Annotated in this window: 8 protein-coding genes; 6 read left to right on the top strand and 2 right to left on the bottom strand. The window is 31.9% G+C overall.

Features of this window, described 5'->3' with window-relative positions:
• Position 1 precedes the first annotated feature (1 nt).
• The 4 genes from MY04_RS26440 to MY04_RS26425 are packed head-to-tail and all read left to right on the top strand — an operon-like array spanning position 2 to position 15,330.
• Positions 2 to 4,129: a carbohydrate binding domain-containing protein gene (locus tag MY04_RS26440; protein WP_066216026.1), complete on the top strand. Its 4,128-nt coding sequence runs from the start codon at positions 2 to 4 to the stop codon at positions 4,127 to 4,129.
• 13 nt (positions 4,130 to 4,142) lie between these two features.
• Positions 4,143 to 7,460, top strand: coding sequence for a hypothetical protein (locus tag MY04_RS26435; RefSeq protein ID WP_066216023.1), 3,318 nt, complete (start codon positions 4,143 to 4,145; stop codon positions 7,458 to 7,460).
• Positions 7,461 to 7,487: 27 nt separating this feature from the next.
• On the top strand, positions 7,488 to 14,729 hold the full coding sequence (locus tag MY04_RS26430; protein ID WP_158297934.1) for an RHS repeat domain-containing protein: 7,242 nt from the start codon (positions 7,488 to 7,490) through the stop codon (positions 14,727 to 14,729).
• Positions 14,719 to 15,330 carry a hypothetical protein gene (locus tag MY04_RS26425; RefSeq protein ID WP_066216018.1) on the top strand — a complete coding sequence of 204 codons (612 nt, stop codon included), beginning with the start codon at positions 14,719 to 14,721 and terminating at the stop codon, positions 15,328 to 15,330. The genes MY04_RS26430 and MY04_RS26425 overlap by 11 nt, the downstream gene beginning before the upstream one ends.
• Before the next feature lie 172 nt (positions 15,331 to 15,502).
• On the opposite strand, the gene MY04_RS26420 is transcribed toward MY04_RS26425, so the two are convergent.
• Positions 15,503 to 15,742 carry a hypothetical protein gene (locus MY04_RS26420; RefSeq protein WP_158297933.1) on the bottom strand — a complete coding sequence of 80 codons (240 nt, stop codon included), beginning with the start codon at positions 15,740 to 15,742 and terminating at the stop codon, positions 15,503 to 15,505.
• Between the two features lie 92 nt (positions 15,743 to 15,834).
• Complete coding sequence (locus MY04_RS26415; protein WP_066216015.1) at positions 15,835 to 17,526, bottom strand: AAA family ATPase; 1,692 nt, start codon at positions 17,524 to 17,526, stop codon at positions 15,835 to 15,837.
• Between the two features lie 177 nt (positions 17,527 to 17,703).
• Between MY04_RS26415 and MY04_RS26410 the strand changes: the two genes are divergently transcribed.
• Both MY04_RS26410 and MY04_RS26405 read left to right on the top strand, forming a co-directional pair.
• Positions 17,704 to 20,031: a WD40/YVTN/BNR-like repeat-containing protein gene (locus MY04_RS26410; protein WP_066216012.1), complete on the top strand. Its 2,328-nt coding sequence runs from the start codon at positions 17,704 to 17,706 to the stop codon at positions 20,029 to 20,031.
• Between the two features lie 323 nt (positions 20,032 to 20,354).
• Positions 20,355 to 22,667 carry a WD40/YVTN/BNR-like repeat-containing protein gene (locus tag MY04_RS26405; RefSeq protein WP_066216011.1) on the top strand — a complete coding sequence of 771 codons (2,313 nt, stop codon included), beginning with the start codon at positions 20,355 to 20,357 and terminating at the stop codon, positions 22,665 to 22,667.
• The last annotated feature ends 105 nt before the right edge of the window (positions 22,668 to 22,772 follow it).

Here is a 22,772-nt window from a genome sequence, read left to right as displayed (position 1 = left end):
AATGAAAGCGATATATAAAATATTGATACTTATTTCAGTATTACTTTTAGGAGGATTTAGTTGTTATGGTCAACATACTTTATCTGTCGAATTAGAGGTGGGTACGAGTGCTCCATTTTACCCCAATGAAAAATGTACCCTTATTCTAAGGTTAACTAATCATAGTTCACTAGTGGGGACCCCTAGCAACTTAGGTATGTATCATACACTTTATGATAAGGATGGTAATATATTATCTTCATCTAAATTAATTGCTAATGATAATGATCCAAATAATTATGGGAATTGGTTATTTCCGTTAACTGATACTGAAAGAGCTAATGGTATTGTTGGGAAATTAGAATACACATTTTTACCTAGTGATATAGGTTATGTGGAGTTTACTCCTTTTGGGTATATTGTAAATGATGCGGATGGTTATTTTAATACTAAAATTGAAGATGTTTCTCCTTTAAAAGTGAGAGTAAATTGTTCGGAAGATAATTTATCAATGTTACTTTTCAATTATCCTGGTTTTGGGCAAGGAGATTATAAAGACTTTATTACTCTAGATTTGTTATGTCAATTAGATTTATCAAATCAATTTAGTAAAGTAAGTGAGGGCCCTACATATAATGATCACTTTGAAATTTTGGATGAACAAAAAAATTCAATTAATGATCAAACAGTAGTTGATTTTACCAACGATTTAGAAAAATTTATTATTTATCAGCCAGGTGTTTATTATTTAAAACATACATTTAATTATAGCTGTTATGGGGGAGAAGGTACATCAACTAGAGAAATAAAATACACAATAAATTCTTTAGATGCTACGACTCTTGTCGATGAAACATTCCTAGAAAATTTTAGTGCTGCTTCACTTCAAATATATTGTGATCCATTGGATTTAGGTGGTAATTATAATTATATCAAACATAAGGATGTTAATAATGAATATTTTACTTTATATAGAGAAAATGAATCATCTGAATATGTAGAGTTAACTTCAAAATCAAATTATGCAGAATATGACATAACAGATCTTTCCGATTTTATTATACATAAACCAGGAAAATATAAGTTAAAGCATGCATATTCTTTTTGTAGTGATAAGAGAATAGAAGTGGTGAAATTTTATGATTTTGATGTTACCCAGCTTTTAAACCCCTATGAAAGTAGTGTTTGTAAAGCTTGTGAAAGCAATAGTAATTTATGTGAAAGTTTAGAGGAAAGTTTTTCTAATTCAAACTATGGTAATTTTAAATCAATTTCACTTGTGTACAGAAATGATTGTGAATCTGAAAATAAACAATTTCCTTCTGAGTTAACAAATGGAATAAAATTCTTAAATGTTTATTATGGTAATACAATTTATTTAGATTTTATTTCTAGTGATTGTCTTCAAAATAAAAAATTTAAATTTACTAATATAGCAGACCCTACAGACTATAAATGGTTTTATGATAATGAAATTACTTTTACTGGTGATCTTTTTAAAAATGGAGGGGTGTTTTTATTAGAAGCAAAAACAGATATTGATGCTTGTAACGTTTTTTCATCTTCTCATTCAAGAACTCTTAAAGTTTACGTTTGTGTGACCACAATATTAGAGCCTAAATACAAGAATGGAAATTTAACTTTATGTCAAGAAGATCCACTTGATTTAGGATATAAATTTGAGCATGAAGAAATTCATTATCCGGTAGAATATTATGAATGGGCATTTGATCCTACAAAAGTGTTTAAAATCAATGATGAATATTTTACATTACTACAATTATTAGAAGAGGGGTCAGGCTTTGAATATTTAAGTAATGAGAATAAAATTAGCGATAATAATATTGATGACGCCAATAGTCATTTGGGTGAAAAGTGGATTGAGATTCGCTCAATTTACACTAAAGATGGAAAAACTGTAAAGAGTTCCCAATTTACAGATGGAGCAATTAAAAAAGTAAATGTTTCCTTGTCAAGACCAGCTCCTTTTGATCCAAATCGACCTGAATACAAAGCACAAAATATTATTGAGGTAAATGCAAATGAAGAACTTAATATTAGTGATTTTATTCATGATAAATTTACTAATTCAAAAGGACAAAAAATATCTTACAGTGGTGTATTGTCTTATATAGATATCACAAATTCCAAAGATTACAAAAACAAAAAGGCAAGGCGTATTGGTAATAATAATGATACTTTTATTCTAACTGAGGAAGTAACAAAAAAAGAATTTTTAGTATACAGGGAAGCAAATTATCCTCATTATTATTACGATGAAAAGAACAAAGAAATAGTATATGAATATAAATTATTACAATCTGATCCAACTCGTTTAGTATTTGTTGGTAAACCTACAATAAAAGAGAGTGTAATTTGTCCATATAAGTTTAAATTTGTCAACCAATTTAATGCCTCAATTTCAGGTGTAAAAATTGATTATATATGGGAGACGTTTGATAGTAATAACAAAAAACCAGAAGGAGGCGAAAGTAATTACAATACTTTTATTTTTGATTATGCACTAAATGCAGAAGGCAAGCCAAATGAGAATTATGAAGTTCATCTAAAGGTGAACTATACCTTACTAGATGACTTTAATTTTGGCTTCTCTAATGAAGGATGTAATAATGATCAAGAGTTTCCTTTAGAAATAAAAATTGAAGGAAAACCCACCAAAATTGCCCCATTAAGTGTACCCGCATTATTTGATTTTGGAATAACAACCTATCATACACCAGATTCTCGGATCTATGAAAATGGATTATCTATTTCAGCAATAAGTTATGATGATAAATGGTTTATTGACGGGGTGAGTAATTTTGAAAGAATTAAATTAAACAATTTATCTCCTTGGATTGGTGGATATTCAGGAACTTGGAGGCCTCATAAAACATTTACGTATTTGGTAAATAGGCAAAACACTTTTACTCTACATAATTCATATGTTAAAGTAAAAGAGGAAGGTGTTATGCCTATAGAGTCATTTAAATGGAAAGGTAATGCAACAATGATTTTTCCAGAAGAACAAGAAAAGTGGATTAATACAACTACTTCTTCTAAATATGGCAAAAGAGGACAGGGTATTGAAAGTAAAGACGCTTTAGGCAACTTTGGTGCAGCATTATATATTCATAATGGAGAGTATGTAAAAGCAGTGGTATCAAATGCAAGACAAAATGAAATGTTTTTTACTAGTTTTGAAGAAGATAATAATGATGCATTTTTTTCTAATACTTTTACATACAGAATTCCTGTTATAGCAGGAAAAGGTATGTTAGCAGTTGTTGGAGATTATCAGGAGAAATTAGATGAAATATTTACTTATGATCAATCTGTTGTATTTGTTAAAGGTGTTGAGTATCAAAAAGAAATACCTTCTACTTTTATTTATAAAGCATTAGTGAGTTGTAAATTTGATTACCTCTTGGATGAAACCAATTTAGATCATGATACAATCTTTCCAGAAATGGATGAGGAAGGGGGTAATGAAAAACGTTATACTCTGATGGGATTAGATGGCTTCGGGATGCAAGAATTAGATGATTGGAAAGGAGAAATAATTGCACATAAAATTGATGAAAATTTAAAAATTATCTTTCAAGAAAATGATCTTTCTCATTTAATATCAACAACTGAAGCTCATACTGGCAATAATTCTCTACGTATCGTCGGTACAGAAAACATAAAACTAAAACATCTAGATTTAGAAAAAAATAAAAAGTATACTATTTCATTGTGGGTAAAAGGAGATGATGCTAACCAAACTATTCAAAGTTTTGAAGATCAATTTGCAATAAATATAGAAGGAATAACATTTACTCCAAGAGGATTAATTATTGAAGGATGGCAAAGACTTGAAGGAACATTTACATATAACCAAGAGAAGTTTGAAGGATTGACTCTTGCTTTTTCAACTACAGATAATGAAGAGGTGTATGTGGATGATCTCAGAATCTATCCTGCAAATGCTAAACTACAAACCTATTATTATCACCCTTCAAATTATAGGTTGATGTCAATTTCAGATGAAAATAATTTTGCGACTTTTTATTCATATGATGAAGAAGGAAACCTACAATTGACTAGAAAGGAAACGGTTAATGGAATTCTTACACTTCAAGAAGTTCAATCTAACATTGTAAACTAAAAGAAAAAAAAGAATGTCTAAAAAAATAATTTTATTCATGGGTTTAATTACTTTTAGTATTACGAATACTATTGGTATAAATAATCCAATAAATTTTAGGGAAACATTATTAATTGGTAGTGAAGAATTTTGTTCACTTACCATAAAACAAGATCCAAATGGATATTGTATTGATAATGAAGTTATAATAGAAGTAAAGTCTAATGGAGTAAAAGTTTCTTCATTTAAGTATTCACTATTCTCAACTATTGAAAACGATTATATCATTGAAAATGTTACTACAAGTGGGGCAATTTCAATACCCGAGTCAGGGTCTTATTTTATTGATGTATATTATGGAAGTTGTATGATAGGTGATGCCCTTTATGTATCATCTCCTTCACAAGTTAGCACAACAATTTCAACATCATTGGTAGATAATAGCACAGAAAATAATCTTAGTCAAAGAGTTAGTTTTAATAAAGAGCAAGGATTAAATTATTCTATTTATCAAGGCAGAATTTCTGATAAAGGAAACGCTGTTTGGATAAGTAATCTTACTAACGATTATTTTGATATTACTGAAGAAGGATATTATTATTTAAAAGGAATTTGGGAACATGCTTGTGGCGATGGAGAAGTTTATTCTACAGAAATACATGTTTTAAATAACTTTGTCACTTACGATATAGATGTGACAGATGTTTGCGGAAACAATGATAATGGTGCTATCAATATATATTTTGGAGGGAAAGAATATAATAATTTTAAATTATTTAAAAGTAATGTAGCAAATCCCTTACAAACTTATAATGAAGAAAGTAAAGTAGTTGGACATGAATTTAGTAATTTGGCAGAAGGTAATTACTATATAGTAATTGATGATCCCGATGTTGGAGAAAGACAAACAGAGATAATTACTGTGGGGAAGGAAACATTACAAACTTATTCCTTAATTGTAAATGAATCAGAAAATAGGACACATATCTGTGAAGGAGAAAAAATGACCTTTACAGCTACAAAATCATCTTCATTTAATACAAAAACAAATTATACCTGGCTAATTACAGATACTAGATCAGGAGTTGTTATAAAAGAAAAAACAAATCAATCCTCAACTTATTCAGATATTTTTGAAGAATCTGGTTTTTATAGAGTAAGTGTCTCAGTACAATATAACGGATCAAATTCTTGTGTACCTTTAGATATTAGTGGATCCTCTGAAAAAATTGAAGTACATGAAAACATTAATTTACCAACAACACTACCTTCACCAACAATTATAGAAAACAGTGTGGACTGTAACTCTATTGCTACTCTAACTTTTTCTACATTAAACCATGATGTGAGTTATTCATTGTATAAAGACAATATAGAAGGACAGCCTTTACATACCATAATTGGAAATAATCAAGATAAAACAATGATTGTATCCGAGGATGGTGATTATTGGTTGAAAGCTAGTTGGGATAATAATTGTAGTAGTGGTGAATCTATTACAGAAAAAATTCGAATTGAAAGAATAAAGCCTGTTATTCCACACATAAAGAACCCTGATTATATTACAAAATGCGGGAATTTATTACCATCAGTTCCAGTAATTATTGAAAATCCAATTAAAGGAATTACCTATAAATTATTGAAAGGAGGACAACTCCTACAACAAAAAAAACACACAATTGGTAATACCTTAGAATTTACAAATCTTGAAATTGGAGATGACTATCAAATTATAGCAACCAATTTATGTGAAATACTATATGACAAAACAGTTACATTTAAAGTAAGAGAAAAAAGGGACCTTTCATTAGTTACTATTGATAAATCAGAGGTATGTAGTTTAAGAAATGAGACTTTGACATTTACAATACCATATGCAAAAGATTATGAGAATGGTATAAGAATTTATCTAAATGATCAAGAATTTACTGTAGTTCCTTTTTCATTATTTGTTCCTAATGCAAATGGAATAGATTATTCTGTTACTATATATGATGCACAGCCTGGTTTATATAGATTGTCTAAATCATCATTGTACTTATCATGTGGAGGTTCTGATGTAGAGTTCTCAATAGATGGGATAGAACCCCTCACTCCTACTGTTACCGGAATCACATCATCATATGTAATTGATTCGGAAGAGATGTATGATTTTGAAATATCACCTACTTATTCAAATTCTACAAGTATACATGAATGGTATCTCTTAACTGATGAACAAATTTTCGATGTAGAAAATAAACACTTGTTTAACCAAATTTCAACATCTGGAAAACTCACTTCTAGTATAATTACATCAAATTTAGAAGTAGGAAAAACAAACAAATTAGTATTATTTATTGATCGATTTGAAGCTTGTAGTCAAGCTATTTTTATAGAATGTAATCTTACGATTAATCCTTTTATAGATTATGGTATTTTTCATATCAGAGATCAAAACAATTTACCATTACCAACAGGTGAATGGAAATATCAAAATTTGAATTTCGATGATGAAAGTATTGAAAATGTCTTAGACAAGGATGGCTTGTATGCTTGCACAAGAGATGGGAGGTTAAGGTTTGTTTATATTTGGACTCCTCCTTCATCCAAATTATTCGAAGTGGCAACAAATGACGGTTGTGAAAATGGTGGTTATTTTAATGGTATTAATTCAGTTGAATATCAGGATTTAGAAATGACAAGTTACCCCTCAGGTAGAATAGTTAAAGTGAAAATAAATAACATAACTCAATCTAATTATACACTTGAAACTAATAATCAAATTTTTACTAAGAATGGAAATATAGTATTAGAGAATACCAAAAAAGGAGATAGTTATTCATATAATTCTATGGTACAACTTAGTTTAAATCTACATGGTTTAAATACAGATATTTCCACGAGTTTTATTGACGGTTTGTCTAGTACTTTCTCAAATTCTAGCTTAATATTTTTATGGGAAAATACATCTTACCAAAAACCTTATTCTATTCAAGTTTTACATATAAGTGAAAATACGCAAACATTCAGATCGATTAAATCAAAAATTTCTAAAATAAGTTTAGTAAATAAACTGAAGGAAATAATTGAGACTCCCTCTACAAGTCAAGCAAAAATTTTAAATGACCCTCTTGAAAGAATTGAAGCGTTAACTTATTCGGTTAATACTACAAATCAGGGGATCTATATTATTACTATAAGTACTGATAAACCTTATAATAATGAAGGTTTCACACAATCTTTTGTTCTAGAAAAGAATGGAGATCATACACAAGTAATTTGTATTGATAAAGAAATTGGGAATAATACTCCTACAATCTTAACACATGATTTTCAATTCAATTTTCGAGAAACATCTACATTTCAATAAAAAACACCAAATTAAACTAACAATAAAGTGATAAAAAAAATCAAACTTTTGTTTTTACTGTTGAACAGTTTAAGCTTTGTAACATTGGGGCAAACTCAATTGCCAATATTTGATTATGAACTAGAATATTTGACAAAAAATCATTATTTCACTCAACATTCTGCTTCAATTGTAAACCAAACTTTGTTAGAAAATTGGGTTCAAATAAGTGAAGGAGATGAATTTCCAATATGGAAAGATTGTTGTACTGAAAATGGTAAATATTTTATTTTTGGTGTGTCATTAAATTTTGATGAAGCAAAGAAAAAAAAATTGGTGAATTATGAAAATTTACCAGAAATGAACCTTGAATTTTCATTATTGGATAATAATGGTAATGTAGTAGAAGCTGGTATAAATCTTTCTTTAGGTGGTGATAATACAACATTTTTAAGTTCGTTTTTGTTCAAACAGTATAAATTAAACAGAGATCTACACCAAGATTACCAACTAAAAATTACATCAATAACTTCTTCTAATATGGAAGATAATTTAGATTTTATTGATTTAAAATTACATTGGTATGAATATCTTGGTTTAGAACAAACATTATCTACTGATGGTAATGATGTTGTACTTTCTGATTTTGCTTCTGATATTGAAAATTGGTTAGCTGTTTCAACGCCAAAAAATTTAAATAGAGAACAACTACCAGAGAAAATTGATATTCATTGGAATGACATTAATAAGGCATTATTTTATGATTTAGAATGGATATATGTAGAAAAAGGAGAAAATGTTGATCCTTCAACTGAAAACTTATATCAAAAAATTAAAAATAAAGAAGATCAACAGAAATTCTCAGATGCTCTTCTAACAAAAGATCCTGCAAGAGTACGTATTAAAAATAATATTTATCAATTAGGTAATCAATATCCAAGAGGTATTCTTTTATTACGAGTGCGACCAGTTTCTTTTCACTCATCAAATATAAATCAACCAATATATGGCAATTGGGAATATACTTCTTGTGAACTAACGGGTTTTATTTCTTCTATAAATTGGCAAAAAGTTTCTACTTACGCTGAAGAAGGTAAAAATAAAACTGTAATAAATTATATGGATAATGCTTTAAAACAGAGACAATCAGTAGTAAATTATACAACAAATGTTAGTAATTATGCAACTTTAGTAAGCGAGCAGTTTTATGATTTACAAGGAAGACCATCTGTTCAAGTATTACCTGTTCCTTCTAGTGATCATAAACTAGCTTATCACGAGAATTTTAATACTTTTGAAGGTGCTGGTAATAAATCTATATATCAATTAACAAAATTAGAAAAAACATTAGATAGAACTGGATCTAACAAAATTGGTCAACTCATTGGTGAAGGGACAAATTACTACTCAGCATCCATAAGCGATGGACAAAAAGGAGGATTGGATAATGAGATTATCCAAAGAATTCCAGATGCCAATGGTTATATCTATTCTACAACAGAGTATACCCAAGATCAATATAATAGAGTGAGCCGATCAACTGGTGTGGGCAAGGAAAGAAACAACACGAAAAAGTTATATGGTCAAGTATACCAAGAAGAACTTAAACGTTTGTTTGGCAATCAAATAGGTCCAATTGATAACTACAGAAAAGAAACCGTAGTAGATCCTAATGGTCAAGTAACCATTTCTTACTATGACTCATATGATCGTGTTATAGCTACAGCTTTAGGTGGAGATGTTCCTACTAATATGGAAGGATTACCATTGGATACAGACAAAAATGCTGTAGAGGCCGAAACTACTATATTATTATTGACAGGAGGTATAGATAAAGAGGGTTATATTGTAAGTAAAAATAAAATTGATATAACTACCTCAGATCAAGCGATTACATTTGATTATAGTACAGGACTTAATTGCTTTAACAATCCTGTTAATGGGGGGGGAGACATACCAGGATTATACGAACTAACAATATCCGTCAAAGATTCTTATGGTAATACCATCAAAGTGATTGATGTTGATGGTGTGGGAAAAGATTATTGGCAAAAAAGTATCTCAGCAAGTACCTGTGGTAGTCGTTATGAAGATGAAATAAAAACCGATTCAAAGTTGGAAATAGATACTTACACAATTACCAAAACATTAAAGGTGGATAGGGCATTTATTGCAGAAACTATTTATAGTAGTTATCAAGCGATTTTAGATGATGAACTAGCTGAAAACACATTATTTGATAATGAAAAAGCAAAGTTTGAACAGCTCTATTCAGAGCAGAGAATTCTTGAAAAAGAGGCTTGTGATGCGAATAATACTATTCAAATAGTAGAAATTGATGAGATAACTGGAAATGAATTACCCAACTATTCAGATTTAGCGGATGATACTGAAGCAACAGCCATAGGTGTTGTTGAAGCCGTTTTTTCTTCTGTGAATTTAGAAACAGAAGAAAATAAATATAAAAAAGAGCTTTTCAATTGGAGAAATCTGGATCGTATCAAAGCAAGCTTTATCCATGATACTCAACAAACGTATATCATCAGTCAATTAAATACATTTTTTTCAAATGAAGATGTACAAACCCCAGACGTTTCAGGTTTAAATGACTTGGGTTACATAGATGCCTTTTATAAAAATGACCCGTTATTTTGTGAATGTCTAGAATATACAGAATCTAATGCCTTAGGAATTACCATTAATCGTAAGCCTGTAGATGGTGATGAGGGTAGTATCGAACATTATTTTAATGAAAAAATCTACGTCACTATTGATTCAGAAACTGGAGAAAAAGCTTTAGTTGATAATATTTTAGTAAAAGATATCTTCGCAATATTAGTAGGAGAATATTCCTTCTTAAAAAGGGTATCTCTATATGAACATAGCAAAGCCTATGCGGAAACAAAAATCACGGATAATTTTGATGAAGAGCTGTTTAAAGAAGCTTTTATTGAAGTAGTCGGACACTTTGAAAATGAAGATAAAAACAAATCTGAGGGAGATTGGAAAGGTGAGTATACAGATGAATCTGAAGATGGTCTAGAGGAAACATTGGTCGATCCACTAGGCGTTCCTCAATCACCTAATGATGGTCGTATCCTCAAATTAGTAAATCAACTAGAGCAAGGTATAAGCCTATGTAAAGGTTATGCAGAATCGGATATTGAACAATATATTTTTTCTGACCAAGATAGAATAGCTGTAGCTACTGCATTGTTTCATTATTTTGAAGAACACTATTCCATTGAAGACCCTTACTTAGATCAATTTAAGTTAAATGGTGTAGATGCAAGTTTATTATATGCGGCACTGTCAAGTTTCTTTGAAGCTCAAAGTTTTGAAGATGCAGAAATCTTAACCTGCCTTTTCCCTAAGAATGCCTCGGGAGAAATCGAAACGGAATCATCTGTATTTGATAAAGTAAAACAGGTTACTATTTCATCAGTAAAAAAGAGAGATTATATAGTGTATCCTTTGCATTTTACAGGAGAGATAGATCAACCTTATTTTAAATTGTCAGGAGGTTCACCCGATCAAGAATTGGTGTTAGACGATTTTCGTTTTGAATTTAGGTTTGCCCCTAAACAAGAATCAGGAGTGAAGAATCAATTGTTGATGAGTAACTTGGATACTTATCCTACCGATGGTTTTGAAATTCAATTATTAAATGAGCTAGACGGAGAAGGAAATACTATACAATTGCTCTTAATTCGCTTCTCTGAAGTGAGAGGATATAGAGTACCTTTAAATGCCTATGCCGACAATAATTTACTGGACTGCAGTACAAGCGGTACACACTCCTATATTTCTATCAATAGAGTAGGCGATAAGTTAAAAGTATTCCAAAATGGAGCTGGAATTTTTGAATGTTCTACAGAAGAAATTAGCTCACATTTTGATAATTTATATTTGGGGGGAGGTCCTCAATTATCTAGTTTTGAGTCCATGCCATATAAAGGTTTATTATCGGATATATCCATAGGTACAAAACCTTTATCAATTTCCTTAAACCCCGACGATTGGACAAAAAATGATGAATTACTTTTTACTTCCTATACTTTTAGGGTAAAAAATTACGATGCTATATCGTCCAACGATCATTCTATAGTGGGATATTGGCCCCTAAATAATCAACAACTAGGCAACAAACGAGCGAACGGTAAAGAAGGTAGTCAAATCGTTTTAATAAATTGGGAAGGAACTAATGAAATTGCTCAATTATTTGACGAGGCCTATGAATGTACATTCCCATTTATCTACTATGAATATGTTAATTCACCTGATTATATCTTGGGCAATCCCGATATTCAAGATTTGATAAATAATGCCTTAGATTTGGCGAAACAAAAAGAACGTTGTAGAGCCAATGTTGACAAATATTATGATGATTTAATCCTTCGTAAAACAAACGAAAGTGTAGCTGAAATATTAGCAGGTTATATCGAAGATGCCTATATAGCATGTAGCAGTAATCTTTCAGAAAAATTAGAAGCTAGCTACAAAGAACGAGAACACCACTATACTCTGTATTACTATGATTTAGCTGGCAATTTAGCACAAACCGTACCACCAGAAGGGGTGGTGTATTATGTTGCACCAAACTTTGATGGCATGCCTCACAAATTAGTCACGCATTACGCCTATAACTCCCTCAACCAATTGGTTTGGCAAATCACTCCCGATGCAGGCAAAACCCATTTCTGGTACGATAGAATAGGGCGATTGCGATTTTCACAAAATGCTCAACAAAAAGCCGATCAAACGTATTCTTATTCAAAATACGATGGTCAAGGAAGAGTGGTAGAAGCAGGTTTGTGGGCATCAAATAATGAGCCTTCTTATTTAGAAATAAATAAATTAGACTTTCCAACAGAAAATCTAAGCGAACGTATCTATACGTATTATGATGATATTGATGATTTATCAGTGCAAAATTCAGAGCTTTACGAAGCCATCATTCAAGACCAAGAATATGAAGGTTATTACTTAAAAAACAGAGTTGCTTGGGTAAAAAGTGAATCGAAAAATGACGAAGAGGAAGCAATCACCCTTTATGATTACGACCCTCACGGAAACGTAAAAGTACTTTATCAACACAACCCTGATGACGATGAAAATATTGCCTTTAGAAAAGTCAGTTACCGTTACGATTTACTCAGTGGAAATGTCAATAAAGTGTATTTTGGCAAAGGTACACCTTCTCAATTTATTCATCAGTATTTCTATGATAGCGACAATCGATTAATTGAAGTTGCTACTTCCACTAATGATATTGATTGGCGCAATGAAGCCAATTATGTGTATTATCCTCATGGACCACTAGCTAAGGTAATTGTGGCTGAAGACATCCAAGAAGTGGATTATTATTACACCTTGGAAGGTTGGATTAAAGGAGCCAATATTGGAGAAGAAGAACAACAGGTAGACTCACCAACGGATATTTTTAGTTATGCACTAGGATATTATTCGGACGATTACCAACCTATAAGTGGGAATTTGAAAGCGGATATGCACACTAATATTAACACAGTGAATAGCCTTTACAATGGTAATATCGCCCAAATGATTACCAAGTTACCTAAAATAAAAGAGGGTGCGACGATCTCCTACGAAGCACAAACGATCAACTACAAATACGATCAGTTAAATCGTATCAAATCGGCTACGTTGGCCAACCAAACTAAAGCTTTAGGAACTTATTCTTATGATGCTAACGGTAATCTTCAAACGCTTCATCGTCATACTTCTCAAAATGAGGATCTTCATCATCTGACGTATCATTATCAACCCGGTACGAATCGTTTAGATCATGTGAAAAATTCAGTTTCAGTTGTGCCTGATGAAGGTTATGAAGCCTTTGTATCTCAAAATGAGAATAATTACCAATATGACTTAATCGGAAATTTAATTTCTGATGCATCAGAGTTAACCAAAATAGAGTGGAACTTACAAGGTAAAGTATCCAAAGTTTATCAATATGAAAACAGGGCACAATTTGATGGAAATACAAATCCTAATAAAGTGGTAACCTATCGTTACGATGCCAATGGCAATAGAATATCAAAAATAGTAACTGGAGGAAATAATCAATCTAAAAATGTGTATATTCGTGATGCAAGTGGAACCACCATGGGTATCTCGAAAGACGATGTATTTACAGAAATACCAATCTACGGCAGCAACCGCCTAGGGCAGTTCGAACCAAAAACCACTCATGATCTAAACCATACAGGCACAAATCACCGCCGTTATGAATTTAGCAATCATCTTGGTAATGTTTTGGTAACACTAAACGATCTTGGTCACGTACTTTCTTATTCTGATTATTTTCCCTTTGGGTTGACCATGAATGAAAGGTCTTGGAGTGAGGAGGGGTATAGGTATGGGTTTAATGGTAAAGAAAACGATACAGATTTAAGCAAATCTCAGCTGATACAGGATTATGGTTTTAGGGTGTATAATCCGGTGATTGGGAAGTTTTTGAGTGTGGATCCTTTGACGAAAAGTTATCCTTGGTATACGCCTTATCAGTTTGCGGGGAATAAGCCAATTTGGGCAGTCGATTTAGATGGGTTAGAGGAATTAATTTATACATTGTCATTTAGTCAATATGAAGGAGATGTGGCACAAACAATATCAAATAGTGAATATTTAAAAAATATAATGAATTCGATTTCTAAACCAGAGAAAAAAAATGATATCAAAATATATTTTGCTATTAACCCAAATACAACTGGTAATGAATATGGAAAAACTATTGATTTAGTTAAGTCAGCTGAAACTTTAATTAAGATTAAAAGGAAATATGGGGATATTATAGATGACCCCAATCCAGAGCGATTTCTTGATTTTCAAAATAGCAATTTTAAAACAGCTATGTATTATCTAGATGCAAGTGATAATTTTGATCGTTTGGGTTTAACTCCAGAAGAAGTTGTAAATGAGAAAAGAAATAATCCTAATTTAGAAATGTATCTAATAAATATTCAAGGTTCAAAATTTGCCGAAAATGAATGTAATAAAGTTATGAAAACATTTTATCATGAAATAGAATTACACTTGAGAAGAATATTAGGTCTTAGAAGTAATCCTAAAGATGATAACCGAAAAAATGGTGTTGTAGATCATGATTGGGGATATAAATTCACTGAAAATGAGAATTATTATGAAGAACGAGGATTTTCTCGTGAATATCTTAATAATGGATTTTCTCCAAAAAAAGAAATAACTATACCTAATAGTCCACAAGGTCAAATTAATTCAGAAGTTGATAAATCATATGAAAAATAAAATAATAATTCTGATCTTATTTTTATTATCATTAAAAGTACATGCACAGATAAATCAAACTTTTTATGTTGCTAAAATAGACATATATGTAACTATAGAACAAAAAAAAATAAAGGAAACGCTTTCAGATATTAATGAAGCTTTAGTTTATTTCCCTTTAAGTTGTTTATATTATAAAATTCAAAATGATACTCTTTTAGTATCCGATGAAAGATTGATTAAAAGTCAGTTGACAAATAATGTTGCAGTATTAATGATTGCAGAATATAAAGGCAAAACTGAGGATTATGTAAATAATTCCATGTTTGCTTCTTTCTTTCATGGTTATATTGAAAAAAAATGTTATAAAAAGGATTTTGGTTGTTCCGAACAAGCATATTTACAATCTTACATTAGTAATGAAAATCTTTTTTTAATTACTAAAGAAGGTAAAGTAAAAAATTTAAATAAAGGGGAATTTATTGAAGATGGTAAGGGTAAATTCCGTTTAACATACAATGGTTCAGATCCTAATTTAGGAAAATATAAAGAAGAGTTTTTAGTGAGTTTCCAGAAAATTCACCATATAAAGTTAATTTCACATGCAAACCCTTGTTATTAGTTGACAACTTTATTTTCGGTATCAATTTCCAACAGTTCCATTTTTTTGATTCTATATTATTATGAAGAAGCATTATCCCTCATTTTTAGTAATGTTAAGTGCTAGCGTCATTAAGAACTATTTATTGATTAAGTTTCTGAACTTAAAACTATAATTACCATTCTAAACTTCGTCACACACCTTTCCGAGAAACCTCTTTCACTTCATCAATACTCAAACCAGAATACAAAGCTACTTTCTCAATGTCTAATCCATCATTCAGCATAGATTTAGCGATTTCAATTGCCTTTTTCTTTTCACCAATTTCCCTCTCCTTAATAATCGCCTCCACTTCTAAAGTACGTTCCCTACTAGCTTCGTCCATAAGGTTCACAATATGGTTTTTGTAACTTACTTGTTCCGATTTAGACATCTTATCTACTTTTAAAATTATCTTTAATTTCGTTGTTTTTGAAGTAATAAATCCACTCATCTAGTGTATTTCGAGCGACATCATCAAACTGATTACTCAGAAACAAACTCCGTCACACAACTTACTTCTTTTCCATCAAAAGCGACCCCAACAAACATAAGTTCAGTTTTGTTATTTTCTTTTAGGGCAGTGATATATTTAGAATCATGTATTTGTTGCATTGCCTCTTTGGCTAATTCTTGAAGAGGAGGTGAACTTGGTCGTAATTTTTTAAATTCTAAGATCCAGCCTCTAGGGTCATGAGTATCTTTTGGATAGATCATTAAATCAGCTCTCCCAAGACCCGTTTCAGGGTTAGATTTTACAATAAATCGGGTAGAAAGATGGGCCATTAATCCTAAGATAAAAGCATGATAAACTTTTTCAGGAAGAGATCCGCTGTGCTGAACATCATGAAAACTAAATGATGTGAGCATATACTCAGATAAGGCTTTTTCAAAATCTATTGCATTTTGTTCTAAAAGAGCAGTTAAAATAGTACTCTCACTCACTACATCAGATTTTGATAATAACCGCTCTAGCATCTGTTTGTAAACGGTTTTGACCTCTTTATTGGGGATTTTTAATCCATGAATTGCGATTCCATCAATTCTTTTAGTGTAGTCAGTCGTCAAGTAACCATTAAATAATAAGAGACCTAAAACGGTTTTTTCTCTACCCATTTCAAGGTCTTGAAAGATGGTAGTTTCATCAATTTCAGATTCCATTACTTGATCATCAATAAAGCCGGTCAGTTTTTTTTCTAGATCAGCATTAGCATTATTGAGTAATTCCCCAATTAATTCGTTTGCTGAAGTATTGACCCAATAAGGTTGTGGGTATTCCTCCATTTCGTCGGCAAAATTGATCACAGACCAAGGGTTATACACTCTACTGTTTCCAAAATTATAACCGTTATACCAACTTTTTACAGTAGCTATACCCTCTTTATTACCACCATCAATAAGCAATTGCTCGACTTCCTCTTCAAGTAATCCGAAATGACTAGAGAAAGGTTTACTTAATACAGAATAGATTTTTAAATTATTTAAGCCCGAGAATATACTTTCTTTTGCCACTCTTAGTATTCCTGTTATGACACCTTTAAATAAATAATCATTGTCTTTAAAACCTGCAGATAAAAATCCCCTCATAAAAGAGATCATTTCCTCATAATATCCAGCTTCCCAAGATTTAATAATACATGAGTCGTATTCATCGATAAGTATGACGACTTTTTTTTGGTGTAGTTTATATAAAATTCTAGAAAATCTACTTAGAAATAATGATAATTGGTTTAAAGAAAATCGATTATTTTTAAAATCATTAATATAGTAGATATCATCTTGATCAAGGATAGATTCATTATTGGCAGTATTATACTTACTAATAAAATCTTTAATTAAATCTGTAATCTTTGCAATAGCTCCTTCAAAAGTAAGCTCTTTTACATCTTTCAGAGATAAATAAATGACGGGATGTTTGCCTTGGAATTGCCAAGCTTCGGTATCTTTAATTTTAAGGTGCTCAAAAAGTACTTTATGTTCATCAGCTTTAATAATATCAAAAAAGGCATGAAGCATAGACATATTTAATGTCTTGCCAAAACGTCTTGGACGAGGTAATAAAATAGATTTTGCACTTGTATTTACAATATCTTCTATAAATAAAGATTTATCTATATAGTAAAATCCATCGTTAATTATTTCCTCAAAATTTGATATGCCTATCGGATATTTTCTCATGCTTTTTGATTGTTTGTGTAAAGATAAGTAATAATCTTGTTAGATAAGTTATCAGATACATTTTCATAAGAAACACTTTCTTCTTTCAATTTCGTCTATACTATCATAGATTTTATAAAACCAAAGACTTTTAAAAAGTAAACTAACTACATTCCATTATCAAAAAATCGAAATGAGATGAAAACTAGTCACTACTTACAAATTTTATTATTCTTTATCACCTCTCCAGTCTTTGCACAATGGGTATCGATCAATCCAGGAGCAGGTGGGCAAGTGCAAGATGTGGTTTGCGATCCTAATAATGTAGGAACGTTATATATCCCTTCAGATATGGAGGGAGTCTACAAGTCAACCAACAATGGGGAGAATTGGCATATGACTGGAAAGTTGGTGAACAATAGGGTGTACAGCGTGGCAGTAAACCCCGAAAATTCTGAACACATTTATGTGGGTACTTTAAATGGTCTACAAACGAGTAATGATGGAGGTGAACATTATCAATTTATTGAAAAGTCTTTAGGAAAGTCCTTTGGAGAGATTAAAGTCAATCCTAATAATCCAAAGCAGATTATTGCAGGAGTGGGTTGGAGAGACGATTACGATTTTGCTCACTTTTTTGGAGATACGATTGATGGATATATTGAAATTTTCATCAGTAATGATGGAGGGGAAAGTTGGGAGAGAAGAAAAGTGAATCCCAATCAAGTACCTGATAAAAACATTTGGACTATATCATTTCACCCAACTCAAAAAGAGACTTGTGTAATTGGGGCATCCGATGGCATTTATATCTCTGAAGACAATGCACAAACATTTACCAAAATAGATGGCCCTGTTGAGGCTAAATTGTGTAGAGGAGTGGGTTTGTCGCCTGATGGAGCAGTAATGTATGCTACTTATGCTTACGAAGGAAAAAAGAGCTATCCTTTTGTAAAAACATGGAATCAAAATCAATGGATAAAAATTGATAAAGGAACAGGTGTGGAACTTCCATTTATTAATTGGTGGTACCCTGAAATCGATCCTAGATCAACGAAAAATGAGCATAAACTTATATTACCGGTAGAGGGGAGTAGAAACGGTCTGTTTGAAGGGACTTTCATTTGGGAAAACGACTCTTTAGTTTCCTATGCTTATGAATGTATTTGGGAAGGAACAAAAGGGTACGATTTCGGTTGGGATATGGCCGATCCAAACCCTCGTTTTGCCCATTATACACCGATCAAATGGCAAAGAGCAATATGGAGTACTACTAATGAGAACTTCTTTGAAGGGATCTCGTCGAACGATGGAAAATATTTGTGGAGAAACAAATACTCAAATCCTCATTTGGAACATATTGTCGATTTTTACGGAGAGAAATATCCTACCTATAGTTCTAAAGGAACAGAATCGACTTATACCTACGATATTTTAGTGCATAAGAATTATGTACTTCAGGCACAAGGTGATAATGGAATGATGGAAAGTTGGGACGGTGGTAAAAGTTGGTCGAACCTTCAGCATCGCCAAGATACGACTTTGAACTTATCAGATGTACAATCATGTGTCCTTGCTAAGATTGATGGTAAAGATGCCGTAGTTATTCAAGCCACTGGTGGATATGGCGGTCGTGCAGTAGACGGAAAATTGTATTACAAAATACTAGAACATTGTTCTCCAAAAGATAAATGGATATTTTTAGGAGGAGGACAAAATCATGTTTTAGGGTTACCCGATGGTGTATTTAGAGAAATTAATGTCGATCCAAATCACCTAGAAAGATTATATGCATTTAGTACTAATAATGGTTTATATAGAATCAATAATCTAACGGAAGCTGTCAAAGATCTAAATTATAAAGCAGAAAAAATTTCTAATGGTGTGGCTGATAAAGCCTTGACTTCAAAGTGTATTCAAGTCGATCCTAATGATGAAAACGTAGTGTATTTTACCGGAACAAGTGGTCTAACAGGTGTCTTCAAAGGAGTATTTGATAATGGCAAGTGGTGTTGGGATCGAATCTATAAAGGAGGTTCTTGGGAAGCCGAAATTGTTGCTTGGAATAGAGGTGGGAAAACCTATTTGGTGTATGAAGGAGAACCTTGTAAAGGAGGATGCGATTATGTTGTTGCCTTGTCTACTGATGATGGGAAAACTTGGAAAAATATATTGACAAAGCCTGAAGCAATGGAGTTAAGAGGGGATAAAAACGATGAGTGGTATCCCCACATAAAAGAAGATTATGTATTCCAAAGCAAAGGTGGTATTGCAGCAACAGAGAACATGATAATAGCCAATTATTATAATCATAAACATCAGAATGGCTGGGGTGTTTTTATGGGAATTATTCAAGATGATGACAGTGTGATATGGACCGATATTACAGACAATTTACACTACATCGGATTAACAAGTAGTCGTATTGTTCAAAGAGAAGAAGACTATTATTTCTATATCAGCACGCCAGGTGCAGGTGCTTGGTTTAGAAAATTACCTATAAATCAAGACATCAAAGTAAACTAATTATTTTCTATGGATTTGATTTGTTTATATCAAGATAATCAGAAGGTTATGGTAAGTAAATTCATTTTTCTTTTCCTTTTGTTTTTTATGAATTTCTTCGTTTTATGAAAACGAAAGGCTTTCCATTTCACTTCCTTCTACTTTAGCATTATCAGTTTTGAACAGATCAAATGACTTTTAAGTAGTTGTACAACTACTTATATAGATTGAAAATCAAACTGACTTACTTAATTATATTAATCTGAGTTCGACGAACTCAGGTTATTACTTTGTTAGCAAACAAATGTACTTGTTAGAGTCACATAAAAAATGATGTAAAACTTATGAAAAAATTAAAATCGATATTATTACTAACTACTATTTTATGTGCTTCTACCTGCTTCGGGCAATGGATTTCGATCAACCCCGGTGCAGGAGGGCAAGTACAGGATGTAGTGTGTGATCCCTCAACTCCCGGAACATTATATTTAGCCTCTGATATGGAAGGGGTTTACAAGTCGACCGATAATGGAGAGTCGTGGCACATGACGGGTCAGTTAGCTCAAAATAGAGTGTTTGCTGTAGCCGTTAATCCATCGGATCCGAATCATTTAACAGTGGGAACATTTAATGGTTTAAATACATCTTATGATGGAGGTAAAACCTATCATTTTGTAAAAAAAAGTATTGAAAATACCATTGCATCTGCACGTGTAGATCCTCACGATAACAATGTAGTGTTTGCGGGATATGGATGGAGAGATGATTATAACTTTTTAAAGTTTATCAATATCGTAAAAGGAGGAGTGCCAAAGTACTTCGTATCTAAGGATAAAGGTAAAACATGGGAGACTATTGTTTTAGATCAATTTCAATTAGAAGATAGAAATATCATAGATTTTGTTTTTCACCCAAAGAATAAAGGAGAGATTTATATTTCTATGTATGGTGGTATTCTTAAAACCACAAACTATGGGAAAGACTGGAAATTATTCCCATATCCTAAAAAACAAAGCGGTCACAGGGGTTTATGTATCTCTCCTGATGGTAGTGTACTTTATGGTATTTTTACTGAAAAAGGGAAAAATGGTTTGCCTTACTATACCTCTACCAAGAATATTAATTGGAAACTTGTTGATAAAGGAAATGGGGTAGCATTAAAACCATTAAAGTTTTGGTATCCTGAAGTGGATGTTAGATCAACAGAAAATCAACATAAATTAATTCTATCTTTAGAAGGTGATAGAAATGGACTTTACGAAGGCACTTTTAATTTTGAAAAAGGAAAACTAAAAGAGTATAGCTATCAAATTATTTGGCAGGGACAAGGTGATTATGACTCGGGTTGGGATTATGCAGAACCCAATCCAAGATACGTTCACTACACGCCAAAATCATGGGATAGAGCTATTTGGTCAACTACCAATCAAACAATATTTGAGGGAGAAGATCAAAAAGGAAAGTATAAGTGGAATAATAAATACTGTATACCTCACGAAGAATTCAAAATACATCATTTTGGCAAAACTTTTCCAACCTATTCAAGCAGAGGAACAGAAAGTACATATACCTACGACATCGCAGTAGCAGATAATTATGTAATACAAGGACAAGCAGATAATGGATTAGTGGAAAGCTGGGATGGCGGTAAGTCTTGGACTAACTTGTTCCATCGTCAAGGTGCAATTGCTCTATCAGATGTACAATCTGTTGAGATTGCTCAAATGGGTGATAAGAAAGTGGTACTTGCACAGGCAACATCAGGTTATGGTGGGCATGCAAAAGATGGACGTATTTACTATAAAATTTTAGAACATTATTCGCCAAAAGACCAATGGCATCTATTGGCTGGCGGTCCCGAGAATAAATTAGGAATGCCTGATGGTATTTATCGAGAAATCTATGCAGATCCTCACAACCCTTCTAGAGTATACACATTTTCATCCAAATATGGCCTGTATGTGATTGATGATTTAGAGAAAGCTATCAAAAACTCTGATACTTATAAAGGTAGATTGATTACGGGTGATGATCTAAAAGTAATCGATGGTGTAAAGACCATTCAGATACATCCAAATGATCCGAATATACTTTATTTCACAGCATCAAGAGGTGATTTAGGAGTGTTTAAAGGAGTAAAAAAAGGAGATGAATGGACTTGGAATAAGATCTTAGATGGAGGCGATTGGGATGCTGAGTTAAGTGTTTGGGCCAACAATGGTAAGACCTATATGCTTTATGAAGGACCAACTGTAAAAGCAGAGTTAAATAATGCAGATTATCAAATTCTATTATCAGAAGATGATGGCAATACTTGGAAAGAGATTTTTACGCCACAGATGGCCAAAGAATTTAGATTAGAGAAAAATAAATCATGGTACAGCTATGTAGAAAACAGCTACAAGTTTACCAGTAAAGGAGGTATCGTTGGTTTTGATGATAAAATCATCATCAATTACTACAATCATAGACAGCAGAATGGTTTCGGTGTATTTATGGGGACAATTCAGGCTAACGGAGAAATTAATTGGGAAGATATTACAGGAGACCTACACTTTGTGGGTCTTACATCTAGTCGAATAGTAAAATCAACCGAAGGGACTTTCTTTTACATAAGTACTCCTGGTGCGGGTGCTTGGTATAGAAAACTTCCCTAAAGAATGTGTGACGAAAATTAAGCTGCCTTTTAGGTGGCTTTTTTTATATCCTGAACTCCGATTTTTACTTTCTTTCTTCGTTTTTGAGAATCAAAAGTCTTCTAA

The sequence above is a fragment of the Flammeovirga sp. MY04 genome, assembly GCF_001682195.2.
GTDB lineage: Bacteria > Bacteroidota > Bacteroidia > Cytophagales > Flammeovirgaceae > Flammeovirga > Flammeovirga yaeyamensis.
Note: the sequence above shows the minus strand (reverse complement) of the source record. Positions and strands in the feature narration are given on the sequence as shown.

Excerpts from the sequence above, each read along its gene's own strand:
- MY04_RS26435 (WP_066216023.1), top strand. The coding sequence starts at position 4,143 with ATGTCTAAAAAAATAATTTTATTCATGGGTTTAATTACTTTTAGTATT.
- MY04_RS26405 (WP_066216011.1), top strand. The coding sequence starts at position 20,355 with ATGAAAAAATTAAAATCGATATTATTACTAACTACTATTTTATGTGCT.
- MY04_RS26425 (WP_066216018.1), top strand. The coding sequence starts at position 14,719 with ATGAAAAATAAAATAATAATTCTGATCTTATTTTTATTATCATTAAAA.
- MY04_RS26410 (WP_066216012.1), top strand. The coding sequence starts at position 17,704 with ATGAAAACTAGTCACTACTTACAAATTTTATTATTCTTTATCACCTCT.
- MY04_RS26420 (WP_158297933.1), bottom strand. The coding sequence starts at position 15,742 with ATGTCTAAATCGGAACAAGTAAGTTACAAAAACCATATTGTGAACCTT.
- MY04_RS26415 (WP_066216015.1), bottom strand. The coding sequence starts at position 17,526 with ATGAGAAAATATCCGATAGGCATATCAAATTTTGAGGAAATAATTAAC.
- MY04_RS26440 (WP_066216026.1), top strand. The coding sequence starts at position 2 with ATGAAAGCGATATATAAAATATTGATACTTATTTCAGTATTACTTTTA.